We start from the raw sequence: 18,651 nt of genomic DNA, 5'->3' as shown, positions 1-18,651 counted from the left end.
TGCGCAAAGGCGCTGCACCAGCAAACGTCCAGCGTCGGCTGGAATAATGGAAGGGTTGCCCGGCGGCAGCACCGCCTTCTTCTACCTACCAAAGGGTCCCGCCATGAGTTCCCCCGCACCCGCCCCCCACGACGTCCTGATGCCCAGCGGCCCGGAGGTCGCCCGGCCGGGGTTCCTGCCCAGGCTGGGGGCCGAGGCGTTCGGCACCTTGTTCATCGTGGTGGCCGGCCTCGGCGTGCCCCTGTTCACCATCCCGGATTCCAGCCCCCTTCCTGCTGCACTTGCCGCGGGCCTGGCCGTGACCGCCGCGATGCTGGCCTTCGCGCACGTTTCGGGCGGCCACTTCAACCCCGCCATCACGTTGGGGCACCTTGTGGCAGGCCGGATCAGGGCCGGAGCTGCTGCCGCCTATGTGGGCGCCCAGTTGGCGGGGGGACTCGCAGGAGCCCTCGCGCTTTACGGGATCCTGCGCACCCTGCCGGGCATCGCGGACAGCCGCACCGCTTTTGACACCGTGACCGCCGGCTTCGGCGAACACTCCATCATCCAGGCGCCGCTGGCGGCAGTGCTGCTCCTTGAAATGCTCGGAGCCGCTATTGTCGTCGCGGTCTTTGTGGGCACGTCCGGCAGGGACACCCGGGACGGGGGCAGCCGGTCTGCAGCCCCCGTGGCCGTGGGCCTGACCTTTGCAGTGCTGCTGCAGCTGGGCCAGTCGGTAGGGAACCTGCCGTTCAACCCTGCCCGCGCTGTTGCGTCCGCGGTGTTCAGCTCGGGCTGGGCCGTGGGGCAGCTCTGGGTATTCCTGGCCGCCCCGCTGTTGGGGGCTGCAATTGCCGGGCTGGTCTTCCGGAGCATCGGTGCTGGTGCTGGTGCTGGTGCTGGTGCTGGTGTCGGTGCCGTCGTGCAGGCCGGGACCGGAGAAGAAGCCAATGAGGCAGGGGAGTCCGCCGAAACGGCCGAACCCGCATCCACCGAAGCCCAGGAATTCTTTGACGGCAAGCGGGGCTGACGGTGAACGCGGCGGTTGCGCCTGCTGTCAGTGGCAGCCGATAGCTTAGGAACATGCGGCTACTACATACATCGGACTGGCACCTGGGGCGGTCCTTCCACGGCGTTGGCATGCTCGATGCCCAACGGGATTTCGTTGACCAGTTGGTCCGCACGGTTACTGAGCACGGCGTCGACGTCGTCCTGGTGGCCGGGGACGTCTATGACCGTGCCCTTCCCGGCGTCGACGTAGTGCGCCTGCTGGATGATGCCCTGGTCCGCCTGACAGCCGCGGGCGCGCAGGTGGTGCTGACCAGCGGCAACCATGATTCCGCCATCCGCCTGGGTTTCGCCTCCCGCCTCCTGGAACGCGGGGGAGTCCACCTCCGGACCAGGATCGAGAGCCTGGACCAGCCGCTGTTGCTGCCCCTGGACGATGCCCCTGACGGCCACCCTGCTGAAGCTGTGCTGGCCATCTACGGCATACCGTGGCTCGAGCCCCGTCTTGTCGCCGAACAGCTCGGGGTGGACACTGCCAGCCACTTCGAGGTCACCCGGGCGGCAACAGCGCTGATCCGGGAGGATATCGAACGGCGTTCAGCGTCCGCCGCCGTCCACTCCGTGGTCCTGGCGCACACGTTCGCCAGCGGCGGGATCAGCTCGGACAGCGAACGCGACCTCAGCATCGGCGGCGTCGGAGCCGTACCGCTGGACCTCTTCGACGGCTTCAGCTACACCGCGCTGGGCCACCTGCACGGCCGCCAGGCCCTGTCGCCGCAGGTCCGGTACTCGGGCTCGCCGTTGGCGTATTCCTTTTCCGAAGCCACGCACCGGAAGGGCGGCTGGCTCGTGGACGTGGGCTCGGAGGGGGTCAGCTCCGTGCAGGAAGTCCTGTGGGAAGCGCCCCGGACGCTGGCCGTGCTGCGCGGTCCGCTGGAAGAGCTGCTTGAGCTGCCCGAGCACCAGTGGGCCGAAGCAGCCTACTGCCAAGTCACGCTGACAGACGCCCAGCGTCCAGCCCGGGCCATGGAGCGGCTCCGTTCCCGGTTCCCGGACACGCTGGTCCTCGGCTTCGATCCCGAGGGTGGAACCCCGGCGGCCGCTTCCAGCTACAGCAGCAGGCTCGCCGAGGCACCCGACGACCTCTCGGTATGCTGCGGCTTCCTGGAACACGTGCGGGGCAGGGTCCCCGATGACGCCGAAAAAGCGGCGCTCGCAGCCGCGCTGGAGAACGTCCGCCTCCTGGAGGCTTCACGATGAGGATCCACCGCCTGCAGATTTCGGGGTTCGGCCCTTTCGCCGGCACCGAGGAGATCGATTTCGACCGGCTCAGCGCACACGGCCTCTTCCTGCTCAACGGCCCCACGGGTGCCGGGAAAACCAGTGTCCTGGATGCCATCTGCTTTGCCCTCTACGGTTCCGTTCCGGGAGCCCGCCAGGACGGTAAACGGCTCCGCAGCGACCATGCGGAGCCGGCGCAGGAACCCGCCGTGACCTGCGAGTTCTCGGCCCAGGGACGCCGCTTTGAAGTGACACGGTCCCCGGCCTGGGACAAACCGAGCGCCCGGGGGAAGAACGGCTTCACCACCCAGCAGGCCAAGACCCTGCTGCGTGAACGGACAGGGGGGACCTGGACGGACAAGTCGGCCCGCAATGACGAGGCCGGCGCTGAGATTCTGGCGCTGCTGGGCATGGACCGGGAGCAGTTCACCCGGGTGGTGATGCTGCCACAGGGAGATTTTGCCGCGTTCCTGCGCTCCAAGGCCACGGACAGGCTGGAACTCCTGCAAAAGCTGTTCGGTACCGAGCGGTTCGAATCCGTGGAGCAGGAACTCTCGCGCCAGGCGCAGGCGGCAAAGGATGAGGTGTCCCACCTTGCGGGCCGGCTCGAACTCCTGGCAGCCCGCGCGGAGGCCGAGGCTGCGCGCCTCAGCCTAGACAGCTCCAGCGCTCCCTCCCCGGAGAACACCGAGGCGCGGCTCGGCTGGCTGGAGGAAGCGGTGGCCGCCCGCCTTGAGGAGCTGACGGCGCAGGCAGGGCGGGCCGAGGCCGCAAGCACCGAATGCAGGAACGCCGTTGGCGTCGAAACACTGCGCGCCGACCGGCGCCGGAAGCTCGACTCCGCCGCAGCCCGGAAACTGGCGGTGGAGCAGGGGGCGCAGCTGCTTGGCGATCACCTCCTTCGGCTGGCCCGGCACCGGAAGGCCGAGGTCCTGCAGGGGCAGCTGCTGAACGTTGATGCCAGTGCCGCCAAAGCCCGGAGCGCCGCTACCGCCGTGGAGTCAGCCTTCACCCTGCTCAGCCTGGCTGCGGGAGAGGACCCCGAACTGGCGGAGTTGGAACTCCATTTAGCGCCGCGCCCCGCAGCCGATGCCGCAAGACCTGTCGCCGGAGCTGCAACCGAGTTGGGCCGGCTGCGTTCCCTCCTGGCCGTAGTCGAGGCCAGGCTGCCGGACGAAGACCGGCTGCTGGCCCTTCGGAAGCGCCACAGCAGCCTGCTGAGAAAGCGGGAGGAGCTTGCCGCGGCCCTGGAACAGGCAGGCAAGCGCGCCAAGGAACTGGCGGACGAGCGGAGCCTTCTCCAGGACGGGCTGCAGGACCTGGAACAGCATGCGGCCACCGTGGCACTGCGCCGGAAGGAAGCTGCAGCAGCGGAGGAACTGCTGGACGTGGTCAGGCGCTACGGCTCCGCCGTTGCCACCCGGGACCTGGTGAAGGTCCGCCATGACGAATGCCGTGACCGGCAGCTGGAGGCGAAACGCCGCTGGCTGGACCTGAGGGAGCAGCGGCTGGCCAATGCCGCTGCCGAGTTGGCTGCCAAGCTGGTCCACGGGGAACAATGCCCCGTTTGCGGCAGCCCGGACCATCCCGCTCCGGCCGCGGGGAGCTCCGGTGGCCCGGAACTTGCACAGGAAGAGGAAGAAGCCCGGCTGGTCCACGAAGCAGCGGAAGCCGCCTTTGCCCTGGTGGCCCGCGAGCTGGGGGAGGCCAGCCAGCTGGTGGCGGTCCTCGCCGGGCAGGGCGGGGACACCGCGGAGGATGAGGCCCTCAGTGCGGCGGAGGGTGCGCGCCAGGCAGCGGCCGACGCCGATGGGGCAGTGAAGGAACTGGAAGCAGTCAGGCTGCGGCTCGGCAAACTCGAGACCGCTGCGGCGGCCGCCCTGGAATCCCGCACAGGTACCGAAGGCGAGCTGGCGCGGACCGCAGCGTCACTGGCCGACGTGTCCGAACAATCCTCGGCTCTGGACCAGGCGCTGGCAGGGCTAAGGGGCACCCACCGCAGCCTGGCCCAGCGGCTGCGTGCCCTGGAGACCGCCGTGACTGTCCTCAACAAGGCGGTCGAGGCGCAGGCGCACCTCGACAGGATGGAGGCCCAGGCAGCGGAGGCTCTGGACCAACTGGAACTGGCACTGCCTGCGGCCGGTTTTACATCCGCTGGCGAGGCACGGGAGCAGCTGCTCGACGTCGATGAGGCGGCTGCGCTCGAGGCCCGGGTGCGGGCAGCCCAGGACGAGGAAGCGAGAGTGGCGGAGCTGTTCGCGTCCGACGATGTCCTGCTGGCACTGGAGGAGAAGTCCGCGGGCTACGAGCTGGACCAGGTACGGCTCGACGCCCTGCGTGAAACTGCGGCAGAGGCTCTCCAGGATGCCCGGGATGCTGACCTGGCTGCCGGCATGGCCGCCCGGTGCCTTGCCACGCTGCGCGGCATCCGTGCTGAATACGAAGACCTGGCAGGCTCAGCACGACAGCCGGCAGAGCGGGCTCAGATGCTGGCCGGGCTGGCCGATGCGGCGGCCGGGCGGGGCGAGAACAACTACCGGATGAGCCTGAACAGCTACGTCCTGGCCGCCCGCCTGGAGCAGGTTGCCGTGGCAGCCTCCGAACGGCTGGTGGCCATGAGCGATGGCCGCTACCTGCTACAGCACACCGACGCCAAGGCCGCGCGCGGAGCAAAATCGGGGCTTGGACTTGAAGTGGTGGACCAGTGGACCGGGTTCCGCCGGGACACCTCCACCCTGTCCGGCGGGGAGTCGTTCATGGCTTCCCTGTCGCTGGCACTTGGCCTGGCGGACGTTGTCCAGCAGGAGGCAGGCGGAGTGGAAATTGAAACCCTGTTTGTCGATGAGGGATTCGGAAGCCTGGACGAGCAGTCCCTTGAACAGGTGATGGACGCCCTGGAAGGGCTGCGGGACGGCGGCCGCGTGGTGGGACTGGTCAGCCATGTCGCAGAGATGAAGCAGCGGATCGGCGCCCAGCTCCAAGTGCTCAAGGGCCGGAACGGCTCCACCCTCCGGATATCGGACGGCGCGGACGTGCCAGTGTGACCGTGCGGTCCTCTAGCCAATCTGCGCTGTGACCTGACGGCGAGGCGCCAGTGTGACCGTACGGCCACACCAACCGGCGGGCTGCGCTGCGGGCCAGATACGTAAGCGCCCGTATAATTGCCTTGTTACCGGGTTGCGCGCATCGGGAGGAGGGACGATGCGCACGACATGAACGAGCCCGGAATTGAACTCACCCGTTTCACCAGCCAACACGCACGTAACCGGCCCCGCCGCAGGAGAATTGCCCTCGCCTCCGACACCGGCCACAGCCGCCGCTGCTCCACCCGCCCCGGGAAAAACCCCTGCAGCCTCCCGCGGCCGCTTCGCCAGGCTTCCCCTTCTTGCCGGCCGCGCCTTTATACCCCTCGGCCTGTTTGCGCGGCTGCCGCTGGCCATGCTGACGGTGGGAACGCTGACCCTGGTCACGTCAGCCAGTGGCTCGTACGCGCTCGGAGGGATGGCGGCAGGCGCCGTGGGCATCGGTTCAGCCGTGGGCGCGCCGGTTCTGGGGTCCCTTGCCGACCGCCGGGGACAGCGCCCCGTGCTCCTGATCGCTGCGCTCCTGAACAGCATTGCCGTGGTGGCCCTGATCCTGGCTGTGTGGGCCACCGCGGAATCCCCGGGTGTCCCCGCAGCGGTCCTTGCCGCCTCCTTCGTCTCCGGTGCCAGCTGCCCCCAGGTGGGTCCGCTCGCCAGGGTCCGATGGATGGCCCTGGCCGCCCATGGCTCGGCCACGGACCAAACACGGGACCTGGACACCGCCCTTTCCTACGAAAGCACCGCAGATGAGGTGACCTTTGTCCTGGGCCCCGCCCTGGTGGGAATCCTGGCCAGCCTGCTGGCGCCCTGGCTGCCGCTCGCAGTGGCGGTTGCACTGACCATCACCCTCGTTCCCGCCTTCGCGGTACACCGGACGCACCGGGCAGTTCCGCCCAGCAGGCCCGCCAGGGGTGGGCAGGTGCCGGCCGGTCCACAGCCAGGGGCCGCAAGGCTCCCGGCGGCGGTAGCCCTGCCCGTGTTCGCCATGGTGTGCATGGGGACGTTCTTCGGTTCCACCCAGACCGCCCTGAGTTCTTTCTCGGCAGGGTTTGCAGGCTCTGAGGCAGCCGGCCTGCTGTATGCCGTCATGGGGCTGAGCTCGGCGGTGGCTGCACTGTCCGTTGCGTACTGGCCGCAGAGCTTCGGCCTGGCCCGGCGCTGGGTACTGTGCGCCGCGCTGATGGCTGCGCTGTCCCTGTTGCTGCTCCTGCCGTCTTCAATGCCCGCGATGGTGGCGGCGCTGCTGATCCTGGGCCTCCCGGTGGGCCCGGTCATGGTCACGGTTTTCGCTGTTGGCGGGACTGTGGCTCCTGCGGGCCGCCTGGGGACCGTGATGACGGCGCTGGCCAGCGGCATCGTGGCGGGCACGGCGCTGGGGTCTTCCCTGGGCGGCCACCTTGCCGAAACCCACGGCTACGCGGCGGCCTTCCTTGTCCCCGTCTGCGCAGCTTCGGGGCTGGCGCTGCTGGGAGCGGGAGCCGCCGTCGTTCTTCGTCGGAAGCCCTAGGCCAGCTGCCGTTCAATCCTTGCCGCGCTCTCAACCAGCGCGGCTCCCACCGCCGCGGGATCACGGGATGAGCGGATATAGACGACGGCCAGCGCAGCAGGGCGGCCGCCGGGAACCCTGACAGGCGCGGCCAGGGAGGAAACTCCCGCAATCACCTCATCGTGGCTGGCCGAATAGCCTGTGCGGCGGGCTTCGGCAGCCTCGGGGCGGTAGGGGATGCCCGTGGCCAGCCGGTCCCATTCCGCCTCGGTGAGCGCGGACTGGATGGCGATCCCGGGCGCGCCGGCGTTGATGGGGTGGCGGGTGCCGGGATGCTGCGCCACGGTGGCACCGGAATGCCGGGGCTCCACCGTGAGCAGGGTGATGCAGTCGTGGTGGTCCCAGACCGCGACGAACGCCGTCATATCCAGGGCATTGGCCAGCTGCGTCAGTTCCGGCAGTGCGGCAGCCTGCAGGTTGCGGGAAACGCCGCGCGCCAGGACCGCAAGCCCGGGCCCCGGCTGGACCCGGCCGGCGTCGTCTCGCACCAGGAGTGAATGATCCTCCAGGGTACGGAGGATCCGGTAGGCCACCGAGCGGTGCACGCCCATGGCGTCGGCCAGTTCCGCGATGGTGAGCGGCCCGGGCGCCGCCGCCATGATCTCCAGGGCACGGATTCCCCGCGACAGGGTCTGGGAGGGGGAAGCCTGCGCCGGCGCTGCTCCGGCCGGGGCTGCAGCGGTGGGATTCATGGTGTCCATCCTAGGTGGCGGGTATGGGCGACGCCCCGAGGCCGGGCCGGCTAACCCGGGTTGGCGTCCTGAATACGAAACGGCATTCCAAATATAGAACTCGGGCTTTGGGGAGTCCACGGGCGCCGGGTACCGGGCAGCGGGCGCCACGGAGAGGCAAGCCTCTTCTGCCAACCGCGCAAGAAAGTTCCGGGAGGCCGTGTTCCGCCTCACATTTTCGGTGTACCCTACTAACTAACTGACCGTTCTGTCGGTAATCCTGAAGGCGTCCCGGCAGCACTGCTGCCTTGAACAATGGAGTTTCAATGACCACACCTTCCAAGGTGGACACACTCGCCGGTCCCAGCTCCCGGCGGGAGGAACGCAAGGTCCTCGCCGGCACCCTCGTCGGTACCACCATCGAGTGGTACGACTTCTTCATCTTCGCGCAGCTGACGGCAACGCTGCTGTCACCGCTGTTCCTGGCACCGCTGAACGAGTCCGACCCCGGCCTGGCGCAGATCCTCTCGTTTGCCCTGATCGGCATCAGCTTCCTCTTCCGGCCCCTCGGTGCCGTGGTGGCCGGGCACCTGGGCGACCGCCTGGGACGCAAGGCAGTGCTTGTGATGACCCTGGTGATGATGGGTGCTGCCACCGCCTTGATCGGCATGCTGCCGACCTATGCCCAGATCGGCGCGTGGGCCCCAATCCTGCTGATCCTCCTCCGCATCCTCCAGGGGTTCTCTGCAGGAGGCGAATGGGGCGGCGCGGCCCTGATGGCGGTGGAACACGCACCCCTCAACAAGCGCGGTCTGTTCGGCGCCTACCCGCAGATTGGCGTGCCGATCGGCATGATCCTGGCCACCGGGCTGCTCTTCCTGCTCAACACCAGCATGTCGCGGGAAGATTTCACCTCGTGGGGCTGGCGGGTGCCTTTCCTTCTCTCCATTGTCCTCATCGTTGTTGGTTACCTGATTCGTCGCGCCGTGGCCGAAAGCCCGGTCTTCCAGGAAATGGCAGCACGGAAGAAGGAAAGCAAGGCCCCGTTGGGAGAACTGATCCGCAACCACAAGAAGCCGGTCCTGTACTCCACCATGATCTTCATTGGCAACAATGCCGCCGGTTACCTGCTGATCGCCTTCTTCATTGCCTACGCCACTCGGACGCTGCAGATGCCCACGCCCCAAGTTCTCCTGGCCACCACGCTTGCCTCCTTCGGCTGGCTGATCTTCACCCTGGCGGGCGGCTGGATCTCGGACCGGATCGGCAGGGTCAAGACGTTCCTGACCGGGTACGCCATCATCTTTGTTTGGATGATTCCCATGTTTGCCCTCATCGATACCAGGAACATCTGGCTGTACGGACTGGCGCTGTTTGTCCTCACCATTGGGCTCGGACTGTCCTACGGACCGATGTCCGCAATGTACGCCGAGATGTTCCCGGCCAACGTGCGCTACTCGGGAATCTCCATCGGCTACGCGTTCGGCGCCATCCTGGGCGGCGCGTTCGCAGCGACCATCGCTGAGACCCTGCTGCAGGCCACCAAGTGGACAGGCTCCATCGGCATCTACATCATGATCCTGTGCGTCATCTCCGCCGTTGGTGTGGTCCTGGCCAAGGAAACCAAGGGGCGGCCACTCGGCGTCAGCCACCACTGATCCCCAGCACCGCCCAGTGCAGGACGACGGCGGGCCGGACCATGGCGGTCCGGCCCGCTTCGCCGTATGGGCCTCCTGTGCGGTACCGGGCCCCTTGCCTCCCCCGAAACGTAGGGGCCCGCGGCGTTACTGCTCGAGGACGCTGATCGCTTCGTCGTCGGACAGCTGGTCAAAATGCCGGTAGAAGCTGCCTACCGCCCGGAACTTGCCGGGCAAGTGGAGGCACATCACGGCGTCGCAGACCCGCTCCACGGACGCCGCCGCCTCCACGGAGCCCACCGGGGCGGCGGCCACGACGGTGGCCGCGCCGCCCCCACGCACTGCTTCTACCGCTGCCCTCATGGTGGCTCCGGTGGCCAGGCCGTCGTCGACCAGGAGGACGGTCTTTCCCGCCACGTCCAGGTCCGCTCCGGGATAGATCTCCACGCGGCGGAGCATCTCGGTCCGCTCCCGCTGCTCCACCGCGTCCAGCCACTCCTGGTGCACGCCGTGTTCGAGGACCCGGTCCAGCAGGGGTTTGTTGATCAGCCGGACGGTGCGGCCCCGGACCCACGCCAGTGCCCCGTAGGCCGTTTCTTCGTGGCCGGGAATCCCCAGCTTCCGGACCAGGACTGTTCCGAGGGGCAGGTAGAGGGCTTTGGCGACGGCGGCCGCTACCGGGATACCGCCCCGGGCCAGGCCCAGGACTACTGTGTTTGGCCGCTCCCGGAACTGCGTTAGTACAGCGGCGAGCCGCTCACCGGCGTCCGTACGGTCTTCGAAAAACGTGCCCATCAGTCCCTCCAGGCTCTTCCAGCCTAAAGTTCAGCCTACCGTTTGCGGGGACGGCAGGCGCCCCCGGGTACCGGCAAATCCGCCTGACGAACCGTCTCTGGAACGGGCCGGAAGAAAGCGGCCCTCAGGCAGGTTCCTGGCCGGCCAGGAACCTGACGGCCGCCTGCTTGAACGCCCTGCTGGTGATAGCGTTCGTGTGGTTCCGGCCGGGAAGGACCAGCTGTTCGGCCGTCCCTCCGGCCTTCCGCGCCAGTTCAGCAAGCTGCGGCAGGCTGCCGGCGCGTTCGTCCTTGTCCCCGGCCACCAGGAGCATGGGGACGTGGGGCACGGCTTCTGCAGGGTCGTAGGGTTCGGCTTTGATGGCCTCCACAAGGGAGAGCAGCGCAAAGATGTTGTTGCTGGGCAGCAGCAGCGCCATCTTGAGCAGCTGGGCCGTGGATTCGTCCGCGATCGGCGTGCCGTCGGCCAGGTAGTCCTGTGCGGCCCGAAGGTCGAACTCCGCCAAGGGATCGGAGACGTTGGGACCGCCCAGGACGAGGCGGTGCGTGATTTCCGGCTGGGTTGCGCCGAACTCCCAGGCGAGCCGGGAACCCAGCGAGTAGCCCACCACGTCAAGGCCGCTGGAAGGTTCCCCCTCCTGCAAAGGCCGAACGCCGGCGTCGAACGCTGTTTGCAGCAGGTCCGCGCGGATCCTGCTGGGGGAGTAGGAGTCCAGGTCTTCCGGCGCGCCGCTGCGGCCATGCCCGGGCAGGTCCACCGTGATGACGCGCCGCCCGGCATCGAGGAGCGCTGCCACCCAGCCGGTGTCCTCCCAGTTGAGCTTGCTCGACGAGGAGAAGCCGTGTATCAGCAGGACGGGGCGGAGCCCGGCGTCAGCGGCGGGTTCGTGCACCGCCACGTAGAGCTGCGGGTCCGTGCCCTCCACGGTATGCGTCTGCTGTTGGCCGCTGTGCCTGCCGCTCATGGTGTCAGTCCTCATCAACTACGGCGCCCGGGCGGACCCGGCGCTTCGGTGCCTCTTGCTTTTGGACGTTACTCTACCTGCCGGCCCGCTGCGTGAGCCGGGCTCCCAATGCACAGGCCAGAGCGATGCCGGCGATGAGCCCAAATGTGCTGAACAACTGGATGCGGCTGCCTTCGGCGCTGAAACCCACGGCGAAAATGATGGACAGAAGCACAAGTCCCAGGATGGTCAGGCCGGGGAAGCCCTTCATCCGCAGGGGCAGGGGCGTGCCGGCGCGGTCAGCGCGGCGCCGAAGGATCAGCTGCGACACGAGGGCGCTTCCCCACACCACCAGGCAGGTGGACCCCACCAGCTGGAACAGGGCCGGCAGGATCCGTTCGGGGAAGAGGAGTTCCAGCACTGTGGCGATGAATCCGAACGCCACCGAGACACCGACGGCCAGCACGGGCACGTTCGCGCCGTAAAGCCGCGTCAGGAACCGGGGTGCGGCCGAGCGCTGGGCGAGGGAGTAGGCCATGCGTGAGGCCCCGTAGAGGTTGGCGTTCAGAGCGGACAGGAGTGCGACGACGGCCACCAGGGTGATGGCCGTGCCGGCACCGGGGATCCGGGCGGCGTCCAGGACGCCGGCGAAGGGTGAGGACAGGCTCTGGGAGGTTGCCGGCAGGACAGCGGCGATGACGAAGACGGAGCCGATGTAGAAGACCAGGATGCGCCACACCACAGTGCGGATGGCTTTGGCCACGCTCCGTTCTGGATTTTCGGTCTCCGCTGCAGCCACGGACACGATCTCCGTGCCGCCGAACGCAAAGATGACCACGAAGAGCGCCGAGGCGATGCCGCCGAGGCCCTGCGGGGCGAAATCAGCGGTGAGGTTGGACAGCCCCGGCGAGGCGACGTCCGGCAGCAGGCCCAGGAGCAGGGCAGCGCCTACCGCAAGGAACAGCACAATCGCAGCCACCTTGAGGATGGCGAACCAGAACTCGAACTCTCCGAAGTTCCGTACCCCGGCAAGGTTGATGCCGGTGAAGACCACCATAAACACCAGCGACAGGGCCCAGACCGGAACGGCGGGCCAGACGGAGAAGAGGAGGGCCGCAGCGCCGAGGGCTTCGGCGGCGATGACCACCACCAGCTGGAGCCACCACAGCCAGCCGATAGTGGCTCCGGCGGTCTTGCCCAGGGCGCGTTCGGCATAAACGGAGAAGGCTCCGCTGTTGGGGTTCGCGGCGGCCATCTCGCCCAGCGCCCACATGACCAGGATGATGAGGGTGCCGGCCACCAGGTAAGAAATGAGTACCGCCGGGCCGGCGGCCTGCACGCCGGCGCCTGAACCCAGGAAGAGCCCAGCGCCGATGGCACTGCCCAACCCCATCATGGTCAGCTGCCTGGGCTTCATGCTGTGGACGGGATGCAGGCGGCGCCCTTCGGGTCGTGCTGTGGTGGACTTCGTCGTCATAATGCCGTGAACCTTCTTGGGGTCTGGATGATGGCTCCTTGTGGGACCACTTGAATTTACCGTCTCCGTCCCGCCGGCGGTATTCGGCGCAGTGGAGTGCTTAGCGGAGTTCCCGGAGGAAAGCCCGGGCAGGCAGGCAGAAACATTTGGCTTTTTTCCAGCACGTGCCCGTACAATTAGTTTTGGTCAGACTGACTATAACTAGACTGGGCGCCCTGCCGAAGAGGGCCCCTGCTGCCAGGAAGGCGGTGGAACATGTACTCCAGCTCTGCAAACGTGTCGGAGCGCCAGGCGGCACCCCCCTCCCTGGCCATCTCCACCGTCATCTTTGCCCTCCGGCCCAGTGAAAGCTCCGGCCGGCCCACGCTCTGGCTGCCTTTGGTCCGCCGGATCAGGGAGCCCTTCAAGGGGCTCTGGGCGCTCCCGGGCGGACCGCTCAGCCACGCGGAATCCCTCCAGGATGCCGCGTCCCGGAACTTGAGGGAGACCACCGGGCTCGCCCCCAGCTACCTGGAACAGCTGTATGCATTCGGTGGGCTGCACCGCTCACCCACCCAGCGGGTGGTGTCGATCGTGTACTGGGCCCTGGTCCAGCCGACGGAAGCCGCGCTCGCCGATGAGTCCGAAAACGTCCGGTGGTTCCGGGCGGACCGGCTGGGGGAGCTGGCCTTCGACCACAACGCGATCGTGGACTACGCCCTCTGGAGGCTGCGCAACAAGCTCGCCTACGGGTCCGTGGCCTACCACCTCCTGGGGGAGTACTTCACGCTGGCCCAGGTCCGCGAGGTCTATGAGGCAGTGCTGGACCGTGAGCTCGATCCGGCGAACTTCCGAAGGCAGCTGAAATCCACCCCCGAAATAGAGGAAACCGGCGAGTACCTCCAGGGCGGCAAGCACCGCCCCCCGCGCCTCTACCGCTTTACCGGCCGGCCCGGCCTTGACCCATACAACAGGAGCACACCATGAGCAGCGTCAACACAGCAATCCAGCTGATCACGCGCGAACAGGCGGAACAAGGCGCGACGGCGAAGGGCAGCACCTGCAGTCCCGCCCTGGCCAAGGGCCCGTGGGACTACGACCTCGCCGAGGCGCTCGCCGGCATTCCCGCCTACGGCCCCGGCGCTTCCAGCGCAGACGTCGCGCCGGCTGCCACCCCGCGCCAGGGCCAGTTGCCGGAGGAGTACAAGCTCGCCAGCGACGCTGAATTGGGCGAACGCATCCTTGCAGCAAAGGCTGCGCTCGGTGACCGTGCCGTCATCCTGGGGCACTTCTACCAGCGGGACGAAGTGATCCAGTATGCCGACTTCGTGGGCGACTCCTTCCAGCTGGCCAACGCCGCACTCACCAGGCCGGACGCGGAAGCGATCGTCTTCTGCGGTGTCCATTTCATGGCGGAAACCGCTGACATCCTTTCCGCACCCGAACAGGCAGTCATCCTCCCCAACCTGGCGGCCGGCTGCTCCATGGCAGACATGGCCGACGCCGACTCCGTGGCCGAGTGCTGGGAGCAGCTTGAGGAGATCTTCGGCACCGAACCCGACGCCGAGGGCCGGGTACCGGTCCTCCCCGTCACCTACATGAACTCCTCCGCAGCCCTGAAGGCGTTCTGCGGTGAGCGCGGCGGCATCGTCTGCACGTCATCCAACGCCAGGACCGTCCTTGAGTGGGCGTTCCAGCGTGCCCAGCGCGTGCTGTTCTTCCCCGACCAGCACCTGGGCCGCAATACCGCCAAAGCCCTGGGCGTGCCGCTGGAGCAGATGCCCATGTGGAACCCGCGCAAGGAGCTGGGCGGTAACGACGCGCAGGCCCTGCTCGATTCCCGGGTGATCCTGTGGCACGGATTCTGCTCGGTGCACAAGCGCTTCAACGTGGGGCAGATCGAGAAGGCCAGGAAAGACTTCCCCGGCGTCCAGGTGATTGTCCACCCCGAGTGCCCCATGGAAGTCGTGGACGCCGCCGACTCTGCCGGCTCCACCGACTTCATCAAGAAGGCCATCGCGGCTGCCACGGAGCCAACCACCTTCGCGATCGGCACCGAAATCAACATGGTGAACCGGCTTGCAGCGGAATATCCGCAGCACACCATCTTCTGCCTGGATCCCGTGATCTGCCCCTGCTCCACCATGTACCGCATCCACCCGGGGTACCTGGCCTGGGTGCTGGAGGAGCTGGTGGCCGGCCGGGTGGTCAACCGCATCACCGTGGCAGAGTCCGTCCAAGACCATGCCCGGACCGCCCTCGAGCGTATGCTCGCCGCCAGGCCGTAATGTCCAGCCAGGCCAGAGTGTCCAGCCAAGCCATGGTGCCCGGCGGGCCCGGGATGCCCGCGCGCTGCCGGCTCGTCGTCGTCGGCAGCGGCATTGCCGGACTGTATGCGGCGCTGCTGGCTGCCGACGCCGGCGCGTCCGTGGTTCTCCTGACGAAAGGCGGACTGGACCTCAGCAACACCTGGTACGCCCAGGGCGGGATCTCGGCCGTGCTGGATGAACCATCCCCGGGTGACACTGTTGCGGCCCACGTCACCGACACGCTCCAGGCCGGTGCCGGGCACTGCAACGCCGACGCCGTCCGGCTGATGTGCACGGAGGCCCGGAGTGACATCGCCGGACTGCAGCGGTTCGGCGTGCGTTTCGATGTGGAGACGGCCGGGGGCCCGGCGCTGGGGCTGGAGGCCGCCCACTCCGCGCCGCGCATCCTCCACGCCGGCGGTGACGCCACGGGCGCGAAAGTGGCCGGCGCGCTCATCGAGGCTGTGCTTTCCCGGCAGGCGGCAGGTGTCCTGACGGTCATCACCGGTGCCCACGCCACCGCCCTCCTTCACGACGGCGGCACGGTCACCGGAGTGGAGTTCCTGCAGCACGGGAAGAGCACAGCACTGCACGGGGACGCCGTCCTGCTGGCAACGGGAGGCGCCGGCCGGCTGTTTGCCCAGACCACCAACCCCGCAGTGGCCACTGCCGACGGCCTGGCGCTCGCGGTCCGCGCCGGAGCCAGGACAGCCGACCTGGAATTCTTCCAGTTCCATCCCACATGCCTGGTCCGGCCAGCCGGTCCCGCCCCCGGCGAGCCGCTGCTGATCTCCGAAGCTGTCCGCGGCGAAGGGGCCCTCCTCGTTGACGGCAACGGGAAACGCTTCATGCGGGCGTACCATCCGGACGCAGAGCTTGCCCCGCGTGACGTGGTCTCCCGCAGCATAGCCCTGCACCTGGCCAAGCTCGGCGACCCCAACGGCCACGTGTACCTTGACGCCCGCGTCATCGAGGCAGCCAGGGGAGCCGGTTTCCTGGCACGGCGGTTCCCTACCCTCACCGAAAAGACCCTCGCGGCCGGTATCGACTGGACCCGGGACCTGGTCCCCGTGGCCCCGGCAGCCCACTACTGGATGGGCGGGGTACTCACCGACCTCCATGCCAGGACCAGCATGCCCGGACTCTACGCCGCCGGGGAAGTCGCATGCACGGGCGTCCAAGGGGCAAACCGGCTGGCCAGCAACTCCCTCCTCGAGGGACTCGTCTTCGGCCGCCGCGCTGTTGAAGATTTCCTCTCCGATGACGCCTCTGGTTGGGGGTCACCTGAGGGCGCCCCTCCGCATGCTAGGTCGGCCGCGGGCGGCCTCCCCTTTACGCATGCTTCCGGGGCACCCTCAGGCAACCGTACGAACGTCGCCTTCCCTGCAGGTTCAGCAGGTGCGGTGGCCGATTCGGTTGCGCCAGGTGGGAGCCTGCCGGCCAGCTTCGGTGGGGGCGGAGGTATGGAAACTCCGTTTTCCCGTGATGCTCTTCGCCGGTTGATGACTGCCAAGGCCGGGGTGCTTCGGAATGGGGTGCTGTTGCGGGAGGCGACGGAAACCCTTGACCGGTGGGCCGCCGTCGTTCTCCCCGGAACAGTAGCCGCCGGGGCCGGGCCGCGGGAGCATGAGGACCGCAACCTGCTGCTCGCCGCGCAACTGCTCGTGGCTGCCGCCCGGGAGCGGACTGCGTCCCTGGGCGCCCATTACCGGAGCGACAGCCCGGCAGATGCCGCCGGCATCGCTGATGAACTCCAAGAACACTCCCGCCTGCGCCCGAAAGCGAGCCTTGTCCGTGACTGAAAACTCCGTAATCGCACCCGTGGCGGCCAGGGCCGTTGGCCTGGACCTCGCCCTGCCGGCTGCTCCCGTCCGGGAGATCCTGGAGCGCGCCTTCGCCGAAGACGCGCCGGCCGGGGACATCACCTCCCAGCTGCTCATTCCCGCCGATGCCCGCGCCACGGCGGTCCTGAACGCCCGCGTGCCCGGCGTCTTCAGCGGTGCCACCGTCTTCCGGGACGCCATGCAGCTGGTGGACCCCGGCACCACGGTGGAGCTGCTGCTGGCGGACGGGGAAAGGTTTGACGCCGGCACCCACCTTGCGCGGGTCAGCGGACGGGCACGCCCGGTCCTGCTCGCCGAGCGTGTGGCCCTCAACCTGGTCCAGCGGATGTCAGCGATCGCCACGAGGACCGCGGAGTTCGTCCAGCTGGCCGAGGGGACACGGGCCAGGATCACCGACACCCGGAAAACCACCCCCGGCCTCCGGATCCTGGAACGGTTCGCCGTGCGGTGCGGGGGAGGCGCCAACCACCGCTACAGCCTCTCTGACGCAGTGCTGGCGAAGGACAACCACCTGGCCGTGATGACCGGAGGGGACCCGGCCAGGCTGACGGAGCTGCTCCTGGCGGCCAAGGCCCAGCTGGGACACACCACCCACTTCGAAGTCGAGGTGGACCGCATGGACCAGATCGAACCCGTCCTGGCAGCAGGCGTGGACACCATCATGCTGGACAACTTCACGCTGGAGGAGCTCCGCCAGGGCGTTACGCTGGTGGCCGGACGGGCCCGCGTGGAAGCAAGCGGCAACGTCAACCTCAGCACGGTCGCGGGAATCGCCGCCACCGGCGTGGATGTCATCTCCGTCGGGGCGCTCACCCACACGGTGGCAGCCCTGGACCTTGGCCTGGACGTGGAACTGACAGCCGGGTAAGCCATGATTTTCCTTGATGCAGCCGCCACCACCCCGGTCCGCCGCGAGGTGCTGGAAGCCATGTGGCCATACCTGACCAGCGACTTCGGGAACCCCTCCAGCCACCACACCCTGGGTGAATCAGCTGCCACGGCCCTCGCCGGTGCACGGGACTCAGTGGCGGCTGTCCTGGGCTGCCGTCCGGGAGAGGTGATCTTTACGTCCGGCGGGACTGAGGCGGACAATCTGGCCGTCAAGGGCATAGCCCTGGCGCGGCAGGCTTCCCGCCCGCAGTTTAACCGGGTGGTGATCAGCGCCGTCGAACATCCGGCCGTGGAGGAATCCGCCCGGTACCTGGAACGCTTCCACGGATTCGCGGTGGACGTGGTCCCCGTGGACGGCACGGGGCTGGTGACGCCGGAAGCCCTCCGTGCGGTCCTGCGTCCGGAAACCGCGCTGGCCAGCATCATGTACGCCAACAATGAGGTGGGGACCGTACAGCCGGTGGCAGAGCTGGCTGCGGAGGCGGGGCACGCTGGGGTTCCCTTCCACACGGACGCGGTCCAGGCGGCGGGATGGCTGCCCCTGGACACCGGCACGCTGGGCATCGACGCCATGAGCATTTCGGGCCACAAGTTGGGGGCGCCCAAGGGATGCGGTGTGCTCTTTGTCCGTGGCCGCACCAGGATCGAGCCGCTCATTCACGGCGGCGGCCAGGAACGGGGCCGCAGGTCGGGGACGGAAAACGTGGCAGGTGCCGTGGGCATGGCCACGGCGCTGACGCTTGCCCAGGCCCGCCAGGAGGAACAGCGACGACGTGTGGTGGCCCTGCGCGATGCCTTCATCAACGCAGTGCTCACCGGCGTTCCGGGCGCTGCCCTCACCGGGCATCCTTCCCGCCGGCTGCCGTCCGTGGCATCGTTCTGCTTCCCGGGAACCAGCGGCGAATCCGTGCTCCTGGAGCTGGAGCGGCAGGGCGTGGTGTGCTCCAGCGGATCAGCGTGCGCAGCCGGGTCCGATGCGCCGTCGCCTGTCCTCACGGCGCTGGGCTATGAGGCGGAGGTTGCCCAGACAGCGGTCCGGTTCAGCTTCGATGCCTCGGTCACGGAGGAGGACCTCAACACCGCAGCGGGGGCAGTCCGCCACGCAGTGGAGAGCGTGCGGGCGCTCGGCGGCTAGGGTGTGTCTCCTTATTGGCGTAGCCAGATGACGACGGCGTACAGGACGACGCCGGCTCGATAGGTCAGTGCGA

General features: G+C 68.1%; 14 protein-coding genes. 10 read left to right on the top strand and 4 right to left on the bottom strand.

From position 1 onward, the window contains the following. Positions 1–103 precede the first annotated feature (103 nt). The 4 genes from ACKAE7_RS05870 (at position 104) to ACKAE7_RS05855 (ending at position 6,858) form a co-directional block, all read left to right on the top strand. Complete coding sequence (locus ACKAE7_RS05870) at positions 104–1,009, top strand: aquaporin (RefSeq protein ID WP_408978688.1); 906 nt, start codon at positions 104–106, stop codon at positions 1,007–1,009. A gap of 53 nt (positions 1,010–1,062) precedes the next feature. Then, positions 1,063–2,247 (top strand): exonuclease SbcCD subunit D, encoded by a 1,185-nt coding sequence (locus ACKAE7_RS05865; protein WP_408978687.1) that lies wholly within the window; start codon positions 1,063–1,065, stop codon positions 2,245–2,247. Next, positions 2,244–5,312, top strand: coding sequence for an AAA family ATPase (locus ACKAE7_RS05860; protein WP_408978686.1), 3,069 nt, complete (start codon positions 2,244–2,246; stop codon positions 5,310–5,312). Before ACKAE7_RS05865 ends, ACKAE7_RS05860 begins: the two co-directional genes overlap by 4 nt. Before the next feature lie 241 nt (positions 5,313–5,553). Further along, positions 5,554–6,858, top strand: a complete 1,305-nt coding sequence (locus tag ACKAE7_RS05855) for an MFS transporter (protein WP_408978685.1) — start codon at positions 5,554–5,556, stop codon at positions 6,856–6,858. On the opposite strand, the gene ACKAE7_RS05850 is transcribed toward ACKAE7_RS05855, so the two are convergent. After that, entirely contained in the window at positions 6,855–7,589 is a 735-nt protein-coding gene (locus ACKAE7_RS05850; RefSeq protein WP_188808536.1) for an IclR family transcriptional regulator, read from the bottom strand. The two genes, ACKAE7_RS05855 and ACKAE7_RS05850, sit on opposite strands and share 4 nt — an antisense overlap. Positions 7,590–7,894: 305 nt before the next feature. Between ACKAE7_RS05850 and ACKAE7_RS05845 the strand changes: the two genes are divergently transcribed. Further along, positions 7,895–9,226, top strand: coding sequence for an MFS transporter (locus tag ACKAE7_RS05845; RefSeq protein WP_188808537.1), 1,332 nt, complete (start codon positions 7,895–7,897; stop codon positions 9,224–9,226). 126 nt (positions 9,227–9,352) lie between these two features. On the opposite strand, the gene ACKAE7_RS05840 is transcribed toward ACKAE7_RS05845, so the two are convergent. From ACKAE7_RS05840 to ACKAE7_RS05830, 3 genes are all read right to left on the bottom strand, one after another. Further along, positions 9,353–10,000 carry a phosphoribosyltransferase gene (locus tag ACKAE7_RS05840; RefSeq protein WP_188808538.1) on the bottom strand — a complete coding sequence of 216 codons (648 nt, stop codon included), beginning with the start codon at positions 9,998–10,000 and terminating at the stop codon, positions 9,353–9,355. 124 nt (positions 10,001–10,124) lie between these two features. Then, positions 10,125–10,964, bottom strand: coding sequence for an alpha/beta fold hydrolase (locus ACKAE7_RS05835; protein WP_408978684.1), 840 nt, complete (start codon positions 10,962–10,964; stop codon positions 10,125–10,127). Between the two features lie 73 nt (positions 10,965–11,037). Beyond that, on the bottom strand, positions 11,038–12,420 hold the full coding sequence (locus tag ACKAE7_RS05830; protein WP_190610171.1) for an amino acid permease: 1,383 nt from the start codon (positions 12,418–12,420) through the stop codon (positions 11,038–11,040). Between the two features lie 255 nt (positions 12,421–12,675). Between ACKAE7_RS05830 and ACKAE7_RS05825 the strand changes: the two genes are divergently transcribed. From ACKAE7_RS05825 to ACKAE7_RS05805, 5 genes are read left to right on the top strand one after another with little or no spacing between them, the layout of a single operon-like run. Continuing rightward, positions 12,676–13,386 (top strand): NUDIX hydrolase, encoded by a 711-nt coding sequence (locus ACKAE7_RS05825; RefSeq protein WP_408978683.1) that lies wholly within the window; start codon positions 12,676–12,678, stop codon positions 13,384–13,386. Beyond that, the gene (gene nadA, locus ACKAE7_RS05820; RefSeq protein WP_408978682.1) at positions 13,383–14,687 is read left to right on the top strand and encodes a quinolinate synthase NadA; all 1,305 of its coding nucleotides are present in this window, start codon (positions 13,383–13,385) and stop codon (positions 14,685–14,687) included. The genes ACKAE7_RS05825 and nadA overlap by 4 nt, the downstream gene beginning before the upstream one ends. Positions 14,688–14,719: 32 nt before the next feature. Continuing rightward, positions 14,720–16,510: an L-aspartate oxidase gene (gene nadB, locus ACKAE7_RS05815; protein ID WP_408978706.1), complete on the top strand. Its 1,791-nt coding sequence runs from the start codon at positions 14,720–14,722 to the stop codon at positions 16,508–16,510. Beyond that, on the top strand, positions 16,503–17,420 hold the full coding sequence (gene nadC, locus ACKAE7_RS05810) for a carboxylating nicotinate-nucleotide diphosphorylase (protein ID WP_190610178.1): 918 nt from the start codon (positions 16,503–16,505) through the stop codon (positions 17,418–17,420). Before nadB ends, nadC begins: the two co-directional genes overlap by 8 nt. A gap of 3 nt (positions 17,421–17,423) precedes the next feature. Beyond that, positions 17,424–18,578, top strand: coding sequence for a cysteine desulfurase family protein (locus tag ACKAE7_RS05805; protein WP_188808544.1), 1,155 nt, complete (start codon positions 17,424–17,426; stop codon positions 18,576–18,578). Positions 18,579–18,651 lie beyond the last annotated feature (73 nt).

The organism is Pseudarthrobacter sp. NKDBFgelt (assembly GCF_046097905.1).
GTDB classification, from domain to species: domain Bacteria; phylum Actinomycetota; class Actinomycetes; order Actinomycetales; family Micrococcaceae; genus Arthrobacter; species Arthrobacter polychromogenes.
The sequence above is the reverse complement of the archived record's forward strand: the minus strand, read 5'-3'. Positions and strand labels throughout refer to the sequence as shown.